Annotated in this window: 10 protein-coding genes; all 10 read left to right on the top strand. The window is 73.0% G+C overall.

What is annotated here, in order from left to right; genetic code table 11:
• Positions 1-179 precede the first annotated feature (179 nt).
• Positions 180-4,010, top strand: coding sequence for an AMP-binding protein (locus H8R17_RS06005; protein ID WP_187822071.1), 3,831 nt, complete (start codon positions 180-182; stop codon positions 4,008-4,010).
• Positions 4,007-5,830 carry an acyl-CoA dehydrogenase family protein gene (locus tag H8R17_RS06010; protein ID WP_187822072.1) on the top strand — a complete coding sequence of 608 codons (1,824 nt, stop codon included), beginning with the start codon at positions 4,007-4,009 and terminating at the stop codon, positions 5,828-5,830. The genes H8R17_RS06005 and H8R17_RS06010 overlap by 4 nt, the downstream gene beginning before the upstream one ends.
• Positions 5,827-6,132 carry an acyl carrier protein gene (locus tag H8R17_RS06015; RefSeq protein WP_223124689.1) on the top strand — a complete coding sequence of 102 codons (306 nt, stop codon included), beginning with the start codon at positions 5,827-5,829 and terminating at the stop codon, positions 6,130-6,132. Before H8R17_RS06010 ends, H8R17_RS06015 begins: the two co-directional genes overlap by 4 nt.
• 47 nt (positions 6,133-6,179) lie before the next feature.
• Positions 6,180-7,163 (top strand): 2,3-diaminopropionate biosynthesis protein SbnA, encoded by a 984-nt coding sequence (gene sbnA, locus H8R17_RS06020; RefSeq protein WP_187822073.1) that lies wholly within the window; start codon positions 6,180-6,182, stop codon positions 7,161-7,163.
• A gap of 12 nt (positions 7,164-7,175) precedes the next feature.
• Positions 7,176-8,522, top strand: a complete 1,347-nt coding sequence (locus H8R17_RS06025; RefSeq protein ID WP_223124690.1) for a condensation domain-containing protein — start codon at positions 7,176-7,178, stop codon at positions 8,520-8,522.
• Positions 8,519-9,376, top strand: coding sequence for an FkbM family methyltransferase (locus tag H8R17_RS06030; RefSeq protein ID WP_187822075.1), 858 nt, complete (start codon positions 8,519-8,521; stop codon positions 9,374-9,376). Before H8R17_RS06025 ends, H8R17_RS06030 begins: the two co-directional genes overlap by 4 nt.
• Before the next feature lie 162 nt (positions 9,377-9,538).
• Positions 9,539-10,537: a 2,3-diaminopropionate biosynthesis protein SbnB gene (gene sbnB / locus H8R17_RS06035; RefSeq protein ID WP_187822076.1), complete on the top strand. Its 999-nt coding sequence runs from the start codon at positions 9,539-9,541 to the stop codon at positions 10,535-10,537.
• 103 nt (positions 10,538-10,640) lie between these two features.
• Positions 10,641-10,859, top strand: a complete 219-nt coding sequence (locus tag H8R17_RS06040; RefSeq protein WP_187822077.1) for an MbtH family NRPS accessory protein — start codon at positions 10,641-10,643, stop codon at positions 10,857-10,859.
• 42 nt (positions 10,860-10,901) lie between these two features.
• Positions 10,902-16,043 carry a non-ribosomal peptide synthetase gene (locus H8R17_RS06045; RefSeq protein WP_187822078.1) on the top strand — a complete coding sequence of 1,714 codons (5,142 nt, stop codon included), beginning with the start codon at positions 10,902-10,904 and terminating at the stop codon, positions 16,041-16,043.
• Positions 16,040-21,734 (top strand): non-ribosomal peptide synthetase (locus tag H8R17_RS06050; RefSeq protein WP_187822079.1); only part of this gene is annotated, 5,695 nt, incomplete at its 3' end. The genes H8R17_RS06045 and H8R17_RS06050, both read left to right, overlap by 4 nt.

Here is a 21,734-nt window from a genome sequence, read left to right on the forward strand (position 1 = left end):
GGCCGTTGCGGTCCGGGCGGACCGAATGCTGTAGGCCACCCGCCGTTTCGAACCGATCCGCCCCTCCCGATGCCCGGAAGGCCGCATATAGGTGCCGCATAGCGGGCGCCGGTTGGGTGAACGACATACCGCTGCTGTGCGACCGCGGCCCCACCAGCCGCAGAGGGTGAGTAGTTGGGGTGACCGACTTCGAGAGCTTCGTCAGCGCGCTGCGCCGTAGGGCCGCACGAAAGCCCGCTCACAGCGCCGTCCGGTTCAGTACCGGGCCGGCCGAGGAGAGCCTGACCTACGCGGAACTGGACCGGGCCGCACGGTCCGCGGCCCAGTGGCTGCGCGGGCGGGTGGCGACCGGCGACCGGGTGCTGCTGTCCTGCGGTCCCGGCACCGGGTTCGTCCGGGCCTTCCTCGGCTGCCTCTACGCAGGCGCCGTGCCCGTCCCGGTGCCGCTGCCGGGGGGCTTCGGGCGCCAGGAAGCCCGTACGACGGCGATCGCCGCGGACACCGGGGCTCGGCTGGTGCTCACCGACGCGGCGAGTCTGCCCGCGGTGGAGCGCTGGCTGGAGGGGGAGCGGACGGCGCTCGCCGGGACCACAGCCGCCGCAGTGGAGTCCGCCGAGCGCGCCGGGGACGCGACGGCCTGGGCCGAACGCACCGTTGAGCCAGGCGAGTTGTGCTTCCTGCAGTACACCTCCGGGTCGACCGGCGATCCGAAGGGCGTGATGGTCCCGCACGGCGCGCTGGTGCACAACCTGCGGCTGATGCGCGACAGCCACGGCTGGCACGGCGGCATGACCTGGTGCAGCTGGCTGCCCGCCTACCACGACATGGGTCTGATCGCGATGATGCTCGCCCCGCTGTATCTCGGCGGGACCGCGGTGATGATGTCGGCGACCGAGTTCCTCAAACGGCCGGTCTCCTGGCTGCGGCTGATCGCCCGGCACAAGGCAGACATCAGCTGTGCGCCGAACTTCGCGTACGACCTGTGCGCGCGCCGCCTCACTGAGGAGCAGACCACCGGGCTGGACCTGTCCCACTGGCGCTACGCCTGCAACGGCGCCGAGCCTGTCGACGCCGCGACCCTCGCCCGCTTCGCAAAGCGGTTCGCGGGCGCGGGCTTCTCGGCGCGCTCCCTGCTGCCCGGCTACGGTCTCGCCGAGTCCACGCTCTACGTCTCCGGCACGCCTGTGGACGAGCCGCCGACGGTGCTGCGTGCGGACGCGGGGGCGCTGGCCGACGGCCTGGTGACGCAGGCGGAGGGCCGGTCCAGTGGGGCGGTGCAGGAGCTGGTGAGCAGCGGGGTGGTGCGCGGCCTTGACGTGCGTGTCGTGGCCGCCGACACGGGTGCGGTGCTGCCCGACGGCCAGGTCGGCGAGATCTGGATCCGCGGCGACAGCGTGGCGCTCGGCTACTGGAACCGCCCGGCCGAGACCGAGCGGACATTCCGCGCGGTCACGGCCGACGGTGCCAGGCCGTTTCTGCGCACCGGTGACCTGGGGGCGCTGCGCGACGGCCACCTCTATGTGACCGGCCGACTGAAGGAAATGATCATTGTGCACGGCCGGAATCTGTATCCGCACGACGTCGAGCGCGAACTGCGCGACATCGACCCGGCCTTCGGCGACCTGCCCGCCGCGGTCTTCGCCTCCCGGCCCGGCGGCTCCGTCGCGGAGGAGGTCGTCGCAGTCCAGGAGGTCCACAGCCGCGGCGTCCCCGCCGAGACCCTCGCCACCCTGGCCCGCACCACCCGCGCCCGGCTGGCCCAGCGCCTGGGCGTCCGGGTCGGCGGCGTGGTCCTCGTCAAGCCCGGCCGTATCCAGCGCACCACGAGCGGCAAGATCCGGCGCACGCAGATGCGGATTCTGTTCGAAGAAGCGCAACTGTCCACGCTGCATGAGGAGTTGTCACCGCAGCTGCGCGCGGCGTTTCGCAGCGAGGGGGATCCCGTCGACGCGGCGCCCGACCTTGCCGCCACCCCATCGGGGAACACCGCAGGGGCGGAGGGCACGGGGGCCTGGGGCATGCGGGCGGCAGACGAACCGGCACCTCGCGGGCCGGCCGGCGCTCCTCGCTCGGAGGTGGCCGCTGAGGCCCACAAGCCCATCGAGCCGCCGTCCGACGGCCGGGCGAACGGCGTCGGCATGTCGGCGGGCGGCGTGGCCCCGCGCTGCGGGGTCGGCCGGGACGCGAACGAGCTGCGAGTGCCGCCTGTGGTCGAGGGCGAGGTATGGGATCCGTACGCGCTCGGCCGGGAGCTGGAGATGCGGCTCGGGGACCCGGGGGACGGGCGGCAGCTGTTCTCCTACCGGGGCAGTGCGCAGGCCGACCGGGCGGAGGAGTTCCCGGCGGGCGTGTGCCGGGAGCTGGACGCGTCGGGGCTGCCCCGGTGGTTCGTGCCCGCCCGGTTCGGTGGCGAACTGCGCAGCGCCGAGGAACTGTCGCAGCTCATCCGGATCCTGGCCCGGCGGGATTTCACCGTCGCGCTCGGCCACGCCAAGACCTATCTGGGTGCCGTGTCGGTCTGGCTGGCCGGGCGGCCGGAACAGGCCGGCGCTCTCGCGTCACGGGTCTGCGAGGGGGCCGTCGTCTCCCTCGCGCTCACCGAGCGAGCCCACGGCAGCGACCTGCTCGCCGGCGAGCTGCGCGCCGAGCGCACCGCGGGCGGGTGGCGACTGGACGGCGAGAAGTGGCTGATCAACAACGCCGGACGGGCCGAGTTCGTGTGCGTCCTGGCGCGCACCAGGCCCGACGGCGGCAGCCGCGGCTTCAGCCTGTTCCTCGTGGACAAGGCGCGGCTGGCTCCCGGCACCTGGCGATCCCTTCCGCGCGTCCCTACCCACGGCGTGCGCGGCGCCGACATCAGCGGCATCGCCTTCGACGGCGCCGAACTCCCCGCCGACGCGCTGGTCGGCGCCGAAGGGGCGGGCCTGGAGATCGTCCTCAAGGGCTTCCAGATCACCCGCACCCTGTGCTCGGCGATGTCCCTAGGTATGGCCGACCACGCCCTGCGCATCGCCACCGGCTTCGCCCGCGCCCATCGGCTCTACGGCCGCCCCCTGGACGGCCTGCCGCACGCCGCGCGGACCCTCGCCGAGGCCTACGCCGACCTGCTGGCCATGGAGGCCGCGAGCCTCGTCGCGACCCGCTCCGTGCACACGCTGACCGACGAGCTGAGCGCGGTCTCCGCGGTGGTGAAGTACCTCGTGCCCACCCTCGGCGACGAGGTCATCGGCGCGCTGCGCGGACTGCTCGGCGCCCGCGCCATGCTGGTCGAGGACTTCGCCGACGGCGCCTTCCAGAAGCTGGAGCGCGACCACCGGATCGTGGGCATCTTCGACGGCAGTACGGCCGTCAACCTCAACTCGCTGATCAACCAGTTCCAGGTGCTCGCCCGCGGCTACCGCAAGTGCCTCGCCGACCGGGACGGGGTCGCGGCCGCCGCCCGCCTCGACGGCCCGCCGCCGGAGCTGGACCACGACCGGCTCACGCTGTACGCCCGCGCGGGTGTGAGCGTCGTGCAGTCCCTGCCGGAGGCGGTGCGCCGCGTCAAAGAGCTGGCCCCGCCCTCCGTGGCGGAGCGGGCCGTGCGGCTGCTCGCGCTCGCGGACGAGGTGCACGAGGAACTCGCCGCACACCGGCACAGCGCCCGCGCCGTCCCGGAGACGGCGTTCGCCTCCGCCGGCCGGTACGCCCTGGTGTACGCCGGCGCCGCCGGCCTCCACCTCTGGCTGGAGAACCGGGGCCGTGCCGTGCCCGACGGCCCGCTGTGGCACGACGCGGCCTGGCTGGACGCCGTACTCGCCCGGCTGCTGAGCCGCCTGACCGGCACGCCCGACCTGGACGACGCCGATGGACCGGCTCTGGACGCCCTGCTGCCCGCACTGCACACCCAACACGAGCGGGGGCTGTTGTTCTCCCTGCTGCACTGCCCGCTGGCCGAGGCCACCAGCGCCACGAGCGGCGCAGCCGCCGACCGGCCGACCCCCACCGCCTCACCCAAGGACGCGGCATGACGGACCTGTCAACCACGAGCGCCACGGAGGTCCGCGCGGACGGCGCCCGGCCTGACACCGCCCTGGAGCGCCTCGACCGCCTGGAGACCCTGCTCGGCGACCCGTACGACCCCGTCAACCCGCGCGGCTCGGCAGCCGTCCTCGAAGCCGACGAGCGCGGCGAGCTGCCCGCGGACGGCGAGAGTGCGCTGGCCGCGTACGGGCTGGGAGCCGAGTTCGCGCCGGCCGCGCTCGGCGGCCGCTTCGAGCGTTCCGACCGGTTCGCGCTGCTGATGCGGGCGATCTTCCGCCGGGACTGTGCCCTGGGCATCGGCCACGGCGTCACCAGCTTCATCGCGGGGCTGCCGATCTGGTCGGACGGAAGCGCCGAGCAGCAGCAGCGGGCGGCCGATCTGCTGTGCGCGGGCGGCCGGATCGTCGCCGCCTACACCGAGCTCGACCACGGCAGCGACTTCACCCGGATCTCGCTCGCCGCGCGCCCCGCGGCCGACGGCGGCTATCTCCTCGACGGCGGCAAGCAGCTGGTCAACAACATCGGCCGGGCCGAGGCCGCCGTGCTCTTCGCCCGCACCGACGAACGGCCCGGCAGCCGCGGCCACTCGCATCTGCTGGTCGACCTCGACGTCCTGCCTGCGGGGCACGTCGACCGCAGTGCCCGCTATCCCACCTCCGGGGTCCGCGGCTGTCTGCTGGGGGGCGCACGCTTCGACTCCTGCCCAGTCCCGGCCGACGCCCTGCTCGGCGAGGAGGGCGGCGCCATGGAAACCGTAATGAAGGTCTTCCAAGTGACCCGCTGTGTGCTGCCCGGCATGGTCGTCGGTGTCGGTGACACCCAGCTGCGCACGGTCCTCGCCTTCGCCAGGGAACGCCGGCTGTACGGAGCCTCGGTGAGCGCGCTGCCGCTGCCCCGCTCGGTGCTCACCGACGCCTTCGTGGACCTGCTGATCTGTGACGCGCTATCCATGGTCGCCGCCCGCACCCTGCACCTGCGGCCCGCCGAGGCGAGCGTGCGCTCGGCGGCGGTGAAGTACCTCGTGCCCAAGCTGCTCCAGGAGAACTCCTACCGGCTCGGCGTGGTGCTGGGCGCCCGCAGCTACCTACGCGAAGGGCCGTACGCGACCTTCCAGAAGGCGGCGCGCGATCTGCCTGTGGTGGCACTGGCCCACGCCAGTGGCGCGGTGTGCCTGGCGAACATCGTCCCGCAGCTGCCCCGGCTCGCCGAGCGCGCCTGGCAGCCCGCGCTGGACGCCCCCACCAGCGGGCCGGACGGCGACGACGCGCTGTTCCGCCTGCACGACCCGCTGCCCCCGCTCGACTTCGGCAGACTGGAGCTCACCACACGCGGGGCCGACGGCCTGGCCGGCCGACTCCCGCTGTTCGCCCGGGACCTGGCCAGGCAGGCGGCCACCCGTCCCGAGCTGACCGAACTCGCCGCTCTGGCCGCCGAGTTCAGTGACGCGCTCGCCGACCTGGCGCGCCGCAGCGCCGCCCTGTCGCCGCTGGAGCGGACCCCGGTCGCCGGGCGCCGCTCCTTCCTGCTGGCCGAGCGGTATGTGCTGCTGCTCGCGGCCGCTGCCTGCCTGGCCGTCTGGCGGACGGCGCGGCGCTCCGACGGTTTCCTCGCCGACCCGCTGTGGGCCACGGCGGCGCTGCACCGGCTCGCCGGGCGGCTCGGCCCGCGCCGCGGGCCGCTGTCCCAGGCCGCCGCCGGGGCGCTCTTCGACGAGCTGTCCGCTCGCCATAACGACGCCCGCACCTTCGACCTGTTCCGCACTCGGCTCGCCCCGCGGGCCGTACCCGTCAAGGGAGTTGCCCCATGACCGAAGCCTCCGTCACCGACACCGCAGCCGACGCCACATCAGCCACTCGAGACCCCATCACCTCGCCGCAGGCCATCCGTAGTTGGCTCGTCGATCGGGTCGCCTACTACCTCGAATGCACCCCGGCCGACATCGACGCGGGCGCCGAACTCGCCGAGCTGGGCCTGGACTCCGTGTACGCCCTGACCCTGTGCGGTGACGTCGAGGACCGCTTCGGCCTCGTCGTTGAGCCCACCATGGCCTGGGACCACCCGACCATCGACGCGATCACCGCCCACCTCGCCGCCGAGCTGGCCCGCTAGGCAACGGCCCATTTCCGCACCGCTTCTCCGGGAAGGGGCGAACAGTCATGCCCGAGAAAACGTTCCCTGGCATTCTGTCAACCGTAGGAAACACCCCGCTCGTTGCATTCGAAAAACTGCTGCCGGACCTGGGCTCCCGCGTGTTCGGGAAGATCGAGAGATTCAATCCGGGGGGCAGCATCAAGGACCGATCCGCGCTCGGCATGCTCCTCGCGGCCATCCGCAGCGGCGACGCGGAGCCGGGCCGTTCGGTGATCGTCGAGTCCAGCTCCGGCAATCTCGCCGTCGGACTCGCGCAGATCTGTCGGTACTTCGGACTGCGCTTCATCTGTGTGGTGGACGGCAAGACCACCGGGCAGAACCTCGCCATCCTCAAAGCCTTCGGCGCCGAGGTGGAGGTGGTGACCGAACGCGACCGGCTGACCGGCGAATTCCTGCCGGTCCGGCTGCGCCGGGTGCGCGAGCTGGTCGACCGGATGCCGGACTCGTACTGGCCCAACCAGTACACCAGCCTGCTCAACCCCAAGGCCCACGAGACGACCATGCGGGAGATCGAGGAGGCCCTGGACGGCAAGGTCGACTTCCTCTTCTGCTCGGTCAGCACCTTCGGCACCCTGCGCGGATGCCGGGACCACATCAGAGCGCGCGGTCTGGACACCACCATCGTCGCCGTCGACGCGATGGGCAGCGCGATCTTCGGTCTGGAGTCCACCCAGCGCCTGATCCCGGGCCACGGCGCGTCCGTGGTACCGCCGCTGATGGATGCCTCGGCCGCCGACGAGGTGGTGCACATCTCCGACCTGGAGTGCGTCACCGCCTGCCGTCGGCTCATCGACCGGGAGGCGGTCCTCGCGGGCGGCTCGTCCGGTGCCACCGTGGCGGCGCTGTGGAAGATCAGGCACCGCATACCTGATGGCTCGAACTGCGTCCTCATCTTCCCCGACGGCGGCGACCGCTATCTCGACACCATCTACTCGGACTCCTGGGTGCGCGAGAACTTCGGCGACGTCGCACACCTGTGGAAGGGCTGAACGCGGATGCTCATGTCCACCGGCCAGGAGGCGCTCTGGCTTGCCCACCGGATCGATCCGGACAGCTCCGCGTACAACGTCGTCCTCGCGGTGCGGCTGCGTGACCGCGTCGACACCGAGGTCCTGCAGCGGGCGCTGACCGCACTCGTCGAACGGCACGAACTGCTGCGCTCCCGCTTCCCCGCCACCAACGAGGGGCCCGTACGGCTGCTCATGGCGCCCGAGTCGCTGAGGCTCGAGGTGCGGGAGGTGCCGGACACCGACGAGGAGAGGCTGTTCCGGCTCGCCCGGCGGGCGGGCGAGGAGCCGTTCCGCATCACGGAGTCCGGGGCGTTTCGCGCGGTGCTGCTGCGCCGGGCGCCCGACGACGCGGTGCTGGTCACCGCCACCCACCATCTGGTCAGCGACGCCACCTCACAGTGGTTGCTGGTACGCGACCTGTTCGCCGAGTACGGCGCCCGCACCGGGCAGGGCGCACCCGCCACCCCGCCCGGTGCGGTCACGCCCTGGGACGAACAGGTGCGTGCCGAGCGGGACTTCGTCCTCTCACCGCGGGGGCAGCGGGCCGCCGCGTACTGGCAGGACGTGTGCGCCGGCGTCCAGGCGGCGGAGCTGCCCACCGACCGGCCGCGGCCGGCGCAGCGCACCCTCAATGGCGCCACCCACGAGGTGAAGCTGGACACGGCGACGGCGCAACGGCTGCGGGAAGCGGCCGCGGACCGGGGCCTCACTCCGTTCGCGTGGCTGCTCGGCACCTTTCAGTCCGCCCTGAACCGTTCCGGCGCCGGCGACGGCTTCCTCATCGGCTGCCCGGCCACCACACGGTTCACGCCCGGCACCCGGGAGGCAGTTGGCTACTACGTCAACGCGCTGCCGGTCGTCGGGCGGTTCACCTCCGCGACGACGCTGCTGGGGGTCATCGAGTCGGCGCAGCGGCAGCTGCGCACCGGGATGGCACACGCCCGCCATCCCGTGGAGCTGCTGGCCGGCGGGCCCTCGCGCGGGCCGCTGTTCCGGATCTCCTGCACCCTGGTGGCCGCGGACCGGCTGCCGGTGCCCGGGCTGTACGAGGGGCCGGTGCGGCTCGGTGGGCTGCGGGCCGAGCTGTGCGACGTGCCGCAGCAGGAGGGGCAGCTCGACCTGACCGTGGAGGTGCTCCAGGGCGCCAACGGCTTCCGGGCGGTGCTGCGCTACAACACCGACCTGTTCGACGCGGCCACGATCGAACGGTTCGGGGAGACCTGGCACCGCCTGCTCGACACCTCCCTCGACACACCCGGCACCCGCGTGGCCGACGTCTCCCTCGTCGCCCCCGACGATCTGGCCTTTCTGCTCGCACTCGGGTCGGGGGCGGCATGAGCGACTCAGGAGGGACCGGCCCCGAGGAATCGCGCCACCGGCAGGAGCCCGGCACGAACATCCCGACGGTCCCCTGCCCCGGCGGCCCCCTGCGGCAGCAGTTGCCCGACGGCCCCGCCGTGTGGTGCACCAACGGCCCCGCGGCGGTGGCCATGTGGCGGGAGATGCTGCCGCCGGGGGCGTACGACCGGGCGGCACGCGGGCTGCGGGACGGGGGCACGGTCGTCGATGTCGGCGCCAACATCGGGCTGCTGTCGGTTCTCTGCGCGCGCACCCGGCGGCGCGTCCGCGTCATCGCGGCCGAGCCGGCGCCCGCGCTGCACGCCTGCTTGGTGCGCAATCTCGCCGAGCATGCGGCGCCGGGCTGGGCGGCAGAGTGCGTGGCCGCCGCGGACCGACCCGGCCGGCTGCGCTTCACGTACTACCCCGAGGCCCCCGGCAACTCCGGCCTCCACGCCGACCGGGCCGCCGACGACGAGATCAGCCTGATCTTCCTCCGCAACAGCAGGGTCGCTCCCGAGGACGCCGCCGAACTGCTCGAAGGCCTACACGAGGGCGTCGAGTGCACCGTCCCCGCCCTGACCGTCTCCGACCTGCTGCGCCGCCACGCCGTCTCGCGCGTCGACCTTCTCAAGGTCGATGTCGAACGCGCGGAACTGGACGTCCTGCGTGGCATCGAGGACCTCCACTGGCCCCTGATCCACACGGTGGTGGTCGAGGTCCACGACGAGGCCGGCCGCCTCACCGCCGTCCAGAACCTGCTGCACCGCCACGGCTTCACGCTCGAGGTGCACCAGGATCCTCTCCTGGCGGGCACGGGCCTGTACGAGCTGGAGGCCGTACGGGAGTGCTGACCGCGTCGGGGCCGGGCGGAGCGGTACGGGACGTATAGGGCGCATATAGCACCGGAGCCCACCATCGCTGCATCACCACAGGCGCTGTCCTACCGCCTCCGGCCTGTTCTTGCCATCACTGCCGGCCCTTGTCCTCGCTCGTCCCGCAGAGAGGGAACCCCCATGCTGATCCTCCGGCGCACCGATGTGGCGGATGTGCTGTCCGGCCGGGAGGCGGAAATCATCCATCTCGTCGCCGACACCTACCGGCTGCACGATGCCGGGCAGACGGCCCTGCCGCATTCGACGTTCCTGCGCTTCCCCGAGGAGCGCCACCGCAGCGACCGGGTCATCGGACTGCCGGCCTACCGCGGCGGCGAGCGCCCGGCGGCCGGGATGAAGTGGATCGCCTCCTTCCCGGGCAACGTCGCCGCCGGCACCGAGCGTGCAAGTGCCGCCATCGTGCTCAACTCCCTCGACCACGGCCGCCCGGTTGCGTTCGTCGAGGGCGCCGTGATCTCGGCCAAACGCACCGCCGCGAGCGCCGCGCTCGCCGCTGCGGAGCTCACCGCCGAGCGGCCCCCGGCCTCCGTGCTGCTGATCGGCTGCGGCGTGATCAACCTGGAGATCCTGCGCTTTCTGGCCGCCGCCCTGCCCGGGCTGCGCGAGGCCGCCCTGTACGACACCGACCCGGCCCGCGCCGAGGCGTTCGCGGACCGCTGCGCCGAGGCCGCGCCCGAGGTGAAGGCCCACCCGGTGACCGACCTGGCGGCGGCCCTCGGCGAGCACCGTCTGGTGTCGCTGGCCACCACCGCGGCCACTCCGCACATGGACCTGACCGCATGCGGCCCGGACACCACCGTGCTGCACGTCTCGCTGCGCGACCTGACGGCCGGGGCGATCCTCGGCGCGGTCAACGTGGTCGACGACACCGACCACGTCTGCCGCGAGCGCACCTCGCTCGACCTGGCTCAACAAGCCACCGGGAACCGGGACTTCGTCGCCGCCGAGATCGGCGCGCTGCTGCGCGGCACCGCGATCCTGCGCCGCGTCCCGGGACGGCCCGTCGTCTATTCCCCGTTCGGCCTGGGCGTGCTGGACATCGCGCTGGCCGAGTACGTGCGCGAAGAGGCCGAACAGCGCGGGCTCGGCGTCCGCGTCGAGGACTTCCTGCCGGCCTGAACGTCACGCCGGTACGGCTGCCCGCCTGCGGTCGTCCCCCTCTGGGCACCTTGCCCAACCTGCCCGACCCCACCCGTCCACTCGTATGCCTGAAGGAGTTCCCATGACCACCGAGCAGACCGAAGGCCCTCGCCAGCGCGTGGTGTTCAACGAGGAGGAGCAGTACTCGCTGTGGCCCGTCGGGCGGGAGCTGCCCGCCGGCTGGCACGCCGAGGGCACCGAGGGCTCCCGGGAGGAGTGCCTGGCCCGGATCGCCGAGGTGTGGACCGACATGCGCCCGCTGAGCCTGCGCCGCCGCATGGACGAGTCCTCTGCGGCCTGAGTCCGCCACCGCCCGACACCCAGGTCTGTGACAGGAGTTGCCGTGAACGCCGAACTGCTTCCGGAACGCTTCGCCGAGCAGGCGTTCCGTACGCCGCACGCCGTTGCCGTCGTCGACGGCGAGCGGGCGGTGACGTACGAGGAGCTGGACCGTGCGTCCGCACGCATGGCCCGCTGCCTTCGGGACCTGGACGCAGGGCCCGAGACGCTCGTCGGGGTGAGCCTGCCCCGCGGGCTCGACCTGGTGGTCGCGCTGCTGGGCGTGTGGCGGGCCGGGGCGGGCTACGTCCCGCTCGACCCCGCCCAGCCCTCGGCGCGGCTGTCGGACCTGATCCGCGACTCCGGGGCGGACCTGGTGCTGGCCGCACCGGAGCTGGACGCCGCCGTGAGCGAGGCCGGCGCCCGCCGCGTCGATCCCCGTGAGCTTCCCGAGGCCGGCGACGCCCCCGGGGACGTCGCCGCCGCGGGCCCCGACAACGTCGCGTACGCCATCTTCACCTCCGGCTCCACGGGCCGCCCCAAGGCCGTGGTCGTCATCCACGCGGGCATCGCCCGCCGGGTCGGCTGGACCGTGGAGCGGCACGGGCTCGGTCCCGGCGAGCGGGTGCTGCAGAAGACGACCGTCGGCTTCGACGCGGCCAGCTGGGAGATCTTCGCCCCGCTGGTCTGCGGCGGCACCGTGGTGCTGGCCCCGGCGGGTGCCGAGCGGGACCCGGCGGCGCTGCTGCGCGCGGTCGGCGACTTCGGGGTGACCGTGCTGCAGGTGGTGCCGTCCGTGCTGCGGCTGCTGGTGGCGGAGGACGGCTGGGAGCGCTGCGGCGCGCTGCGGCTGCTGTTCTCGGCCGGTGAGCCCCTGCACGCCGAACTGGTCGCCCGGGTGCGGGAGAAGGCCGGCGAGGGCGTCGAGGTGTGGAACACCTACGGTCCGACCGAGTGCTCCATCGACGTCACGGCGCAGCAGGCCGACCCGTCGGTCACCACCGGCGCGGTGCCCATCGGCCGGCCGCTGCCCAGCACGAAGCTGCTCGTCCTCGACGCGAACGGCGCCCCGGTGCCGGTGGGCGTCCCCGGCGAGCTGTACGTCGGCGGCCCGCAGGTAGCCCGCGGCTACGTCGGCCGCCCCGACCTGACCGCCGAGCGGTTCGTGCCCGACCCGTACGCCACCGACCCCGGCGCCCGCCTCTACCGCACCGGCGACCAGGTGCGCTGGCGTGCCGACCACACCCTGGAGTACCGGGGCCGCCTCGACGACCAGGTGAAGGTCAACGGGGTGCGCATCGAGCCGGGCGAGATCGAGTCCACGCTGGTAGCCCACCCGTCGGTCACCGGCGCGGTCGTCACCACGTATCCGGCCGAGGACGGCGGCAAGCGGCTGGCCGCGCATCTGACGGCGAGCGCCGCCGTGGACACCGCCGAGCTGCGCGTGTTCCTGGCCGAGCGGCTGCCCGACAGCCATGTTCCGTCCTTCTTCCACACGCTCGACGCCTTCCCCCAGCTGCCCAACGGCAAGGTGGACCGCGCCGTGCTGCCTGGCCCCGAGGAGATCGCCGCTGCCCGGCAGCCGGAGTACACCGCCCCGCGCGACGCTGCGGAAGAGATGGTGGCCGGCGTCTGGGCCGAACTGCTCGGCAAGGAGCGCGTCGGCGCATTCGACGACTTCTTCGCCCTGGGCGGCACATCCCTGCAGCTGACCCGGCTGGCGGCGCGACTGCGTGCCGCGTCCAGCGAGAAGGTCTCGCTGCGCGGTCTGTTCGGAGCCACGACGGTCGAGGCCCAGGCCAAGATGCTCACCGCGCCCCCGGCCGGGACGCAGGCCGACCCGACGGCCACCACCACGACCACGGCCCGGACCGCCCTGACCGCCGCAACGGCCGACGCCCAGACCGATCAGCCCGGCACCGCCACCACCGACGCCCGGCCCGCCCCGGCCTACGACGAGCGCGACGTCCTACCGGTGCCGCGGTCCGGTGAGCTTCCGCTGTCCTCCGGGCAGCGGCGTCTGTGGTTCCTGGACCGGATGCACCCCGGCAGCCCCGAGTGGGTGGCCCCGCTGTTCCTGCGGCTGCCCGCCGAGCTGGCGCCGGAGGCGGTGGGGCGCGCCCTGGACGCGTTGGCCACCCGGCACGAGCCGCTGCGCACCCGGTACGTCGCCGAGGGCGGTGAGCCCCGTCAGATCATCGACGAACCGGGTGCAGCCCGGGTCGAGCTGCGCGTTGAGGACGCCGGGCGCGCCGAGGTGCCCGCGCTGTTCGGCGAGCAGTTCGCGCGCGGCTTCGACCTGGCCGAGGGGCCGTTGTGGCGGGCGCTGCTGGTGCGGCTGCCCGGCGAGGACCACTTGCTGCTGCTGACGCTGCACCACATCACCTGCGACGGCTGGTCGACGGTGGTCCTGGACCGCGAACTGCGCGAGCTGTGCGCCGCGTATCAGGACGGCCGCGAGCCCGAACTGCCCGCTCTGGCCCTGCAGTACGCCGACTACGGCGCCTGGCAGCACGCCTGGCTGACCGAGGAGGTCGTCGAGCGCGAGCTGGCCCATTGGCGGACCGCCCTGGACGGCATCGCCCCGCTCGACCTGCCGGCCGACCGCCCCCGTCCCGCGGTCCGCGACCCGCGCGGCGCGATGGTCCCCTTCCGGGTCCCGGCCGAGACGGCCGCCGGTCTGGCCGAGTTGGGCCGTGCGCACGGTGCGACCCCGTTCATGACGCTGCTGACGGCGTACGCCACACTCCTGGCCCGCTACAGCGGCCAGTGGGACGTGCCCGTCGGCACCCCGGTGGCGGGCCGCACCCGGCCCGAGACCGAGAACATGGTCGGCTTCTTCCTCAACTCCCTGGTGGTGCGCTGCGCACTGTCCGCCGAACTGACCTTCACCGAGGCCCTGCGGCGGGTCCGGGACGCCGCCCGCACGGCCTTCGTCCACCAGGAGCTGCCCTTCGAACGGCTCGTCGACGAGCTCCAGCCCGAACGCGACCTGTCCCGCACGCCGCTCTACCAGGCCGCCTTCGACCTGCACAGCGAGGGCGTGACCTCCGTCGTCACCGACGACTCGGACCTGACGGCGTTCACCGAGGTCTGGCAGGTGGCGAAGACCGACCTGTCGCTGTTCATGCGGCAGACCTCCGAGGGCGCCCTGGACGGTGTCCTGGAGTACGCGACCTCGCTGTTCGAGCGGGCCACCGCCGAGCGGATGGCCGGTCACTTCCTCACGCTGCTCGACCGTGTCGCGCAGCACCCCGAGACGCCCCTCGGCGAGCTGGAGCTGCTCGGCGACGAGGAGCGCCGTCTGCTGGTCGCCGAGTGGAACGACACGGCGTACGAGCACGACGAGCGCACCGTCGTCGAGCGCTTCGAAGAGCAGGCCCGCACCGCCCCCGAGCGCACCGCCCTGGCCTTCGGCGCCCGAACCGTCCGGTACGGGGAGCTGAACACCGCCGCCAACCGGCTCGCCCACCAGCTGCGCACCCTCTGCGACGGCGCCGAGTCACGCGTCGCGGTCCTGCTCGACCGGGGCCCGGATCTGGTGACCGCGCTGCTCGCGGTGTGGAAGGCCGACAGCGCCTACGTGCCGGTCGACCCGTCGTACCCGGCGGAGCGCATCGCCGCGATGTGCGAGGCGGCCAGGGTACGGGTCGTGGTGACCTCCTCGGCGTACGAGCAGCGGTTCACCGTGCCCGGGCTGCGGGTGCTGCGGGTGGACGCCGACGCGGCCGAGATCGCCGTATGGCCTGCCGACGCGCCCGCACGCACCAGGGACCTGGACCGGCTGGCGTACACCGTCTTCACCTCGGGCTCGACCGGCACGCCCAAGGGCGTCGAGGTCACCCATGGGGGGCTGACCAACCATGTGGCGTGGGCCGCGCGGGAGCTGGCCGGACAGGACTACGGCGGCGCGGCGCTGTTCTCCTCGGTCGCCTTCGACCTGGTGGTGCCGAACCTGTGGGCGCCCCTGGTCACCGGTCAGCGGCTGTTCCTGCTGCCGCAGGACACGGACATGTCCGAGCTGGGCAAGCGCCTCGCGGAGGCCGCCCCGTTCAGCTTCCTGAAGCTGACGCCGGGGCACCTGGACATCCTCGCCCACCAGCTCTCCCCCGCCCAGGCGGGCGCCCTCACCCCGGTCATGGTGGTGGCGGGCGAGCCGTTCACCCGTGACACGCTCGCGCGCTGGCGGGAGCTGGCCCCGGACATGACACTGATCAACGAGTACGGGCCGACCGAGGCGTCCGTCGGAACCTCGATCCACCCCGTGCCGCCCGAGGGCGCCGGGCCGGTTCCGGACGTCCTACCGATCGGGCGGCCGCTGCCCAACATGACGATGTACGTGCTGGACGCAGCGATGCGGCCGGTCCCGGTCGGCGTGGCCGGGGAGCTGTACGTGGGCGGCACGGGTGTCGCCCGCGGCTACGCGGGCCGGCCCAAGCTGACCGCCGAGCGGTTCGTGCCCGACCCGTACGCCACCGAGCCCGGCGCCCGCCTCTACCGCACCGGGGACCTGGTCCGCCGGCTGCCCGACGGCGCCGTGTCCTTCCTGGGCCGGCTCGACGACCAGGTCAAGATCCGCGGTTATCGCGTCGAACTCGGCGAGATCCAGGCCGTGGTGGCGGCGCACCCCGCGGTGCGCGAGGCGGTGGTCGTCGTCCACCGGCCGGAGGGCGGCGAGCCCGCGCTGGCCTGCTATGCGGTGCCCGCCGAGCCCGGCACCGAACTGCCCGACCTCGCCGCGCACTGCGCGCCGCGGCTGCCGGAGTACATGATCCCGGCGACCTTCACCGCGCTGGAGGCCGTCCCGGTCAACGCCAACGGCAAGGTCGATCGCAGGGCGCTGCCCGCACCCGGGCTGCCCGACGGCGACGCGCACGTCCCGCCGCGCGGCCCGGTCGAGGAGGCCGTCGCGGAGATCTGGGCCGAGCTGCTCGGCGTCCAGGCCGGGGCGCACGACAACTTCTTCCACATCGGCGGCAATTCGATCCTCGCGATCCGCCTGATCTCCCGGATCCAGCAGGAGTACGGGATCGACTTCGCCGTCCGCACGGTCTTCGAGGGCCCGACGGTCGCCCAGCTCGCGGCCGTCGTCGAGGAGCGCGTCGCCGCGGAGGTGGCTGCGCTGTCCGACACCGAACTGCTGAACGCCGTCGGCACCCTTCCCACCGCCGACACCACATCGCGGAGCAAGGAGCACCTGGCATGAGCACCGGTAACATGGACACGCCCGTCGTCTCGGGCACCGATGCCGACGCGCTCCGTGCTGAGCTGCTGCGCCGCCGCCTCGCCGGCGGCAGTGCCGCCGCACCGCGCCGTACGGGGATCCCGCGCGCCGATCGCAACGCCCCGCTGCCGCTGTCGTACGGACAGCAGCAGATGTGGTTCCTCAGCCGGCTGGAGCCCGACAGCCCCGAGTACCTGGTGCCGCTGGTGCTGCGGCTGCGCGGCCCGCTGGACGCCGACGCCCTGGATCTGGCCTGGCAGGGGGTGGTGGAGCGGCACGAGATCCTCCGCACCCGCTACGTCCTGTGGGACGACGAGCCGGTCCAGGTCGTCGACGCCCCCCGCCCGCTGCCGCTGGTCCGTTCGGAGGCTGCGGACGATGAGGCGGCGCACGCCCTGGTCGAGGCGGACCTGTCCCGCACCTTCGATCTGGGCCGCGACTGGCCGGTGCGCGGCCGGCTGATCCGGCTGTCCGCCGACGAGCACGTGCTAGCGATGGTCTTCCACCACATCGCCTGCGATGCGTGGTCCACCCAGGTCTTCGGCCAGGAGCTGAGCGAGCTGTACAACGGTGCGGCCCCGGCCCCGCTCACCGTGCAGTACGCCGACTACGCGGCCTGGCAGCGCGAGCAGCTCACCCAGGATGTGATGACACGTCACATCGATTACTGGACAGACCGGCTGGCGGACCTCACCCCGCTTGATCTGCCCGTGGACCGGCCGCGTCCAGCGGTGCGGGACGGTGCGGGCGCCGCGGTACCGTTCGAGGTGCCGGAACCGCTCGCGGCCCGGCTGCGCGAGCTGGCAGCCGCCCAGGACACCACGCTGTTCATGCTGTTCCTCGCCGCCTACCAGACCCTGCTGGCCCGCTACACGGGCCGCACCGACATCGCGGTCGGCACCGTGGTCTCCGGCCGCGGCCGCCCGGAGCTGCAGCAGCTGATCGGCTACGGCATCAACACCCTGGTGATGCGCGGCGACCTGTCCGGCGATCCGGCGTTCACCGAGCTGCTGGCCCGCACCCGCGCCACGGTTCTGGACGCGTACGACCACCAGGAGCTGGCCTTCGCCCGGGTCGTCGAGGCGATCGGGCCGGAGCGCGACCTGTCGCGCACCCCGCTGTTCCAGGTCGCGTTCACCCTGCGCGGCGACCGGGATGCCTCATTCGTGCTGCCCGGCATCGAGGTGTCACCCTTCGAGGGCTCGGGACAGGTCGCCAAGTTCGACCTGGACCTGCAGCTGCGCGAGGGCGGGGACGGATCGCTCAGCGGGTACCTGGAGTACGCGACGGCGCTGTTCGACCGTACGACGGTGGAGCGGTTCCGCAGCCATCTGCTGCGCCTGCTCACCGGCATCGCAGCTGCCCCCGGAGCGCAGCTGTCCGCGCTGGAGATCATCGGGGACGAGGAGCGGGCCGTGCTGATCCGCCCGGCCGAACAGCCGGGCCCGGTGACCCGTCGTGTGCACGAGCTGTTCGAGGAACAGGCCACGCGCACCCCGGATCACGTCGCCGTCTCCTTCGCGGGCACCACTCTGACGTATGCCGAGCTCAACGCCCGCGCCAACCGCATCGCCCATGCCCTGATCGCCAAGGGGGCCGGCCCGGAGACCCTGGTCGGCCTCAGCCTGGAGCGCGGCATCGAGCTGATCCCCGCACTGCTGGGCATCCTGAAGTCCGGTGCCGCGTACCTGCCGCTGGACCCGGCCAACCCCGCGGACCGGATCGCCTACATCGTGGACGACGCCCAAGCCCCCGTCGTCGTCACCACGCGGGCCCACGCCAGGCTGTTCGCGGGGGAGCTGCTGCTGCTCGACGGGGACGAGGACCTCATCGCGGCCCAGCCCGACACCGACCCGGCCGTCGCCGGCAGTCCGGAGAACCTGATCTACACGATCTACACCTCGGGTTCGGCCGGCAGGCCCAAGGGAGTCGCGCTCACCCACAGCAACGTGGTCCGCCTCATGGACCGCGGCCACGAGCACTTCACCTTCACCGAGACGGACGTGTGGACGCTGTTCCACAGCTACGCCTTCGACTTCTCCGTGTGGGAGATGTGGGGAGCACTGCTGTACGGCGGGCACCTCGTCGTCGTCCCGGACTCCGTCGTGCGCTCCCCCGAGGAGTTCCTCGACCTCCTGGTGCGCGAACGGGTCACGTTCCTGAACCAGACGCCGACCGCGTTCCGCGCCCTAGTCGGCACCGACGCCGAGCTGGCCCTGCGCGCGGTGGTCTTCGGGGGCGAGAAGCTGGAGGTGTCCGATCTGCGGCCGTGGGTCGAGCGGTTCGGCCTCGACCGGATCGCCCTGGTCAACATGTACGGGATCACCGAGACCACCGTCCACACCACCTACCACCGCGTGACCGGGCAGGACCTGGACGCGCAGGTGGCCAGTCCGGTCGGCCGGCCGCTGGCGGACCTGAGCGTCTGTCTGCTGGACGCGGACGGCCGGCCTGTGCCGGTGGGCGTACCCGGCGAGATCTGCGTGGGTGGCGCCGGTGTGGCGCGCGGCTACCTCAACCGGCCGCGGCTGACCGCGGAGCGGTTCGTGCCCGACCCGTACGGGCCGCCGGGGTCCCGCCTGTACCGAAGCGGTGACCTGGCCCGCCGGCTGGCGGACGGCAGCCTGGAGTTCCTGGGCCGCATCGACGACCAGGTCAAGGTCCGGGGCTTCCGCATCGAACTCGGCGAGATCGAGACCTCGCTGGCCGCCCACCCGGATGTGCGGGACGCGGTCGTGCTGGTGCGCGAGGACACTCCCGGCGACGAGCGGCTGGTCGCCTATGTGACCCCGGCCGACGGGGCCGCGCCGACTCCGGGCGCCCTGCGCTCCCACCTGGCCGGCCGACTGCCCGAGTACATGGTCCCGGCGGCGTTCGTCGCCCTGGACGCGCTGCCGTTGACCACCAACGGCAAGCTCGACAAGCGGGCCTTGCCCGCGCCCGGACGGGAGGCCCTGGGGCCGGCGGGGTCCGTCGCCGCCCGCACGGTCACCGAGGAACGCATCGCCGCCGTGTGGGCGGATGTCCTGGGCCTGGAGCAGGTCGGCGTCGAAGACGGTTTCTTCGAGCTGGGCGGGCATTCCATCCGTGCCGTCGCCCTCGTGGGCCGGCTGCGGGCCATCGGCTACGACCTCGCGGTGCGCGACGTCTTCGAGCACCGCACCGTCGCCCGCATCGCCGAACTGGTCACCGGCCGCCCGGCGCCGACCGACACCGGCCGTACGGTGGAGCCCTTCTCCCTGATCACGGCTCAGGACGCGGCCCGGCTCCCGGAGGGCGTCGCCGACGCGTACCCGCTGTCGCAGGTGCAGCTCGGCATGGTCGTGGAAATGCTGACCGACGACGGCAGGCACCCGTACCACAACGCCACGTCGTTCCGGATCCGCGACGAACAGCCGTTCTCCGCAGAGGCGCTGCGCGAGGCCGCCGCCGTGGTCGCCGCCCGCCACGACGTCCTGCGCACCTCCTTCGATCTCACCGGCTATTCCGTACCGATGCAGCTGGTGCACGCGACCGCGGAGCTGCCGATCGGTGTGCGTGACGTCTCTCATCTGTCCGAGGACCAGCTCCTGGCGGAGCTGCGGGAGTTCGTCCGGCAGGAACGCGCTGCCCTGTTCGATCTGACGACGCCGCCGCTGCTGCGCCTGCACGCGCACGTGGCCGGTGACGGAAGCTGGTGGATCACCAACACCGAGTGCCACGCGATCCTGGACGGCTGGAGCCACCACTCGCTGCTGATGGAGATCCTGGAGGAGTACGGCCGCATCCGCGACGGCCGGGAGCCCTCCGGGTCCCGCGCCTCGGCCGTCCGGTTCGCCGACTTCATCGCCGCGGAACTGGGCGCCCTGGGCTCGGAGGAGTCCCGCGCCTACTGGCAGTCCGTCGTCGACGGCTACCCGCCGCTGACCGTGCCCGCCGCGTGGCACGGCGACCCGGACGACGCCGGCGCCCCCCATCGCGTCCCCGTGCCCTTCCACGACCTGGAGGACAGGCTGCGCGCACTGGCCTCCAAGGCGGGCTCCTCGCTCAAGAGTGTGCTGCACGCGGCTCACCTCAAGACGCTCAGCATGCTCACGGAGGAGGAGCGCTTCTTCACCGGACTGGTGTGCAACGCACGGCCCGAGGTGCTCGGCGCCGACCGGGTCTACGGCATGCACCTGAACACGCTGCCGTTCGCGTACGACCGTTCCGCGGCCACCTGGCGCGAGCTGGTCGCCGCCGTGTTCGCCCGCGAGGTCGAACTGTGGCCGCACCGCACCTACCCGATGCCGGTCATCCAGCGTGAACTCGCCGACGCCGAGCGGCTGGTCGAGATGCGGTTCAGCTACCACGACTTCGATCAGGTCGACCACGACCAGGTCGACTACCTGGCGAGCATCGACGACAGCCCCACCGAGTTCTCGCTCGGCGTCTCGGCCCGCATCGGCCACCTCGTCCTCACCGCCTCCCCGCGCGCCCTGAGCCGCAGCGCCACGGACCGGCTCGCACAGATGCTGCGCCAGGTCCTGGAGGCGATGGCCGCGGATCCCGAGGGCGATGCCCAGGTCACCTTCCTGCCGGAGGGCGAGCGGGAGCGGCAGCTGGCGGAGTGGAACGACACCGCCCACGAGGCCGAGGCCGCCTCCGTGCTCCAGCTGTTCGAGGCGCAGGCCGCCCGCACCCCGGACGCGGTCGCCGTCGAGCACGCGGGCGCCACCGTCTCCTACGCCGGCCTGGACGCCCGTGCCAACCGGCTCGCCCACCACCTGCGCGGCCTCGGCGTCACGGCCGAGTCCCGGGTGCTGGTCCGGCTGGACCGCGGCCCCGACCTGCTGACCGCCCTGCTCGCGGTGTGGAAGGCGGGCGGCGCCTACGTCCCGGCCGACCCGGCCTACCCGGCGGCCCGGGTCACCGCCATGGGTGAGGCCTCCGCGGCCATGGTGACACTCAGCGAGCTGCCGGACCTCGCCGGGCTGCCGGCTTCCGCGCCGGTGCGGGTGGACGATCTGGACCGGCTGGCCTATGTCATCTTCACCTCTGGCTCCACCGGTGTCCCCAAGGGTGTCGAGGTCACCCACCGTGGTCTGGTCAACCACGTGGCCTGGGCGGCCCGCGAACTCGCCGCGCGCGGCACCGGAGGTGCCCCGCTGTTCTCCTCGGTCGCGTTCGACCTGGTCGTGCCCAACCTGTGGGCGCCTCTCGTGACCGGACAGGCCGTGCACACGGTGGGGCAGGACGTCACCCTGGCCGATCTGGGCGAGCACCTGGTCGCCTCGGGGCCGTACAGCTTCGTCAAGCTGACCCCGGGCCACCTCGACGTCCTTTCCCAGCAGCTCACCGTCGAGCAGGCGGCCGCGCTGGCGCCGGTGCTGGTGATGGCGGGCGAGGCCTTCACCCGCGCCACCCTCGAGCGCTGGCGCGCGCTCGCCCCGGACACGGAGCTGATCAACGAGTACGGTCCCACCGAGGCGTCCGTCGGCTCCACGGTCTTCCCGGTTCCGGACGACACCGAGGCCGACGTCCTGCCGATCGGGCGTCCGTTGCCGAACATGCGGACGTACGTGCTGGATACGGGGATGCATCCGGTCCCGGTGGGTGTGCCGGGTGAGCTGTATGTCGGCGGCACGGGTGTGGCGCGTGGGTACGCGGGCCGCCCCGACCTGACCGCGGAACGCTTCCTGCCCGACCCGTACG

It is taken from the genome of Streptomyces sp. TRM68367 (genome assembly GCF_014495685.1).
Classification (GTDB): Bacteria; Actinomycetota; Actinomycetes; order Streptomycetales; family Streptomycetaceae; genus Streptomyces.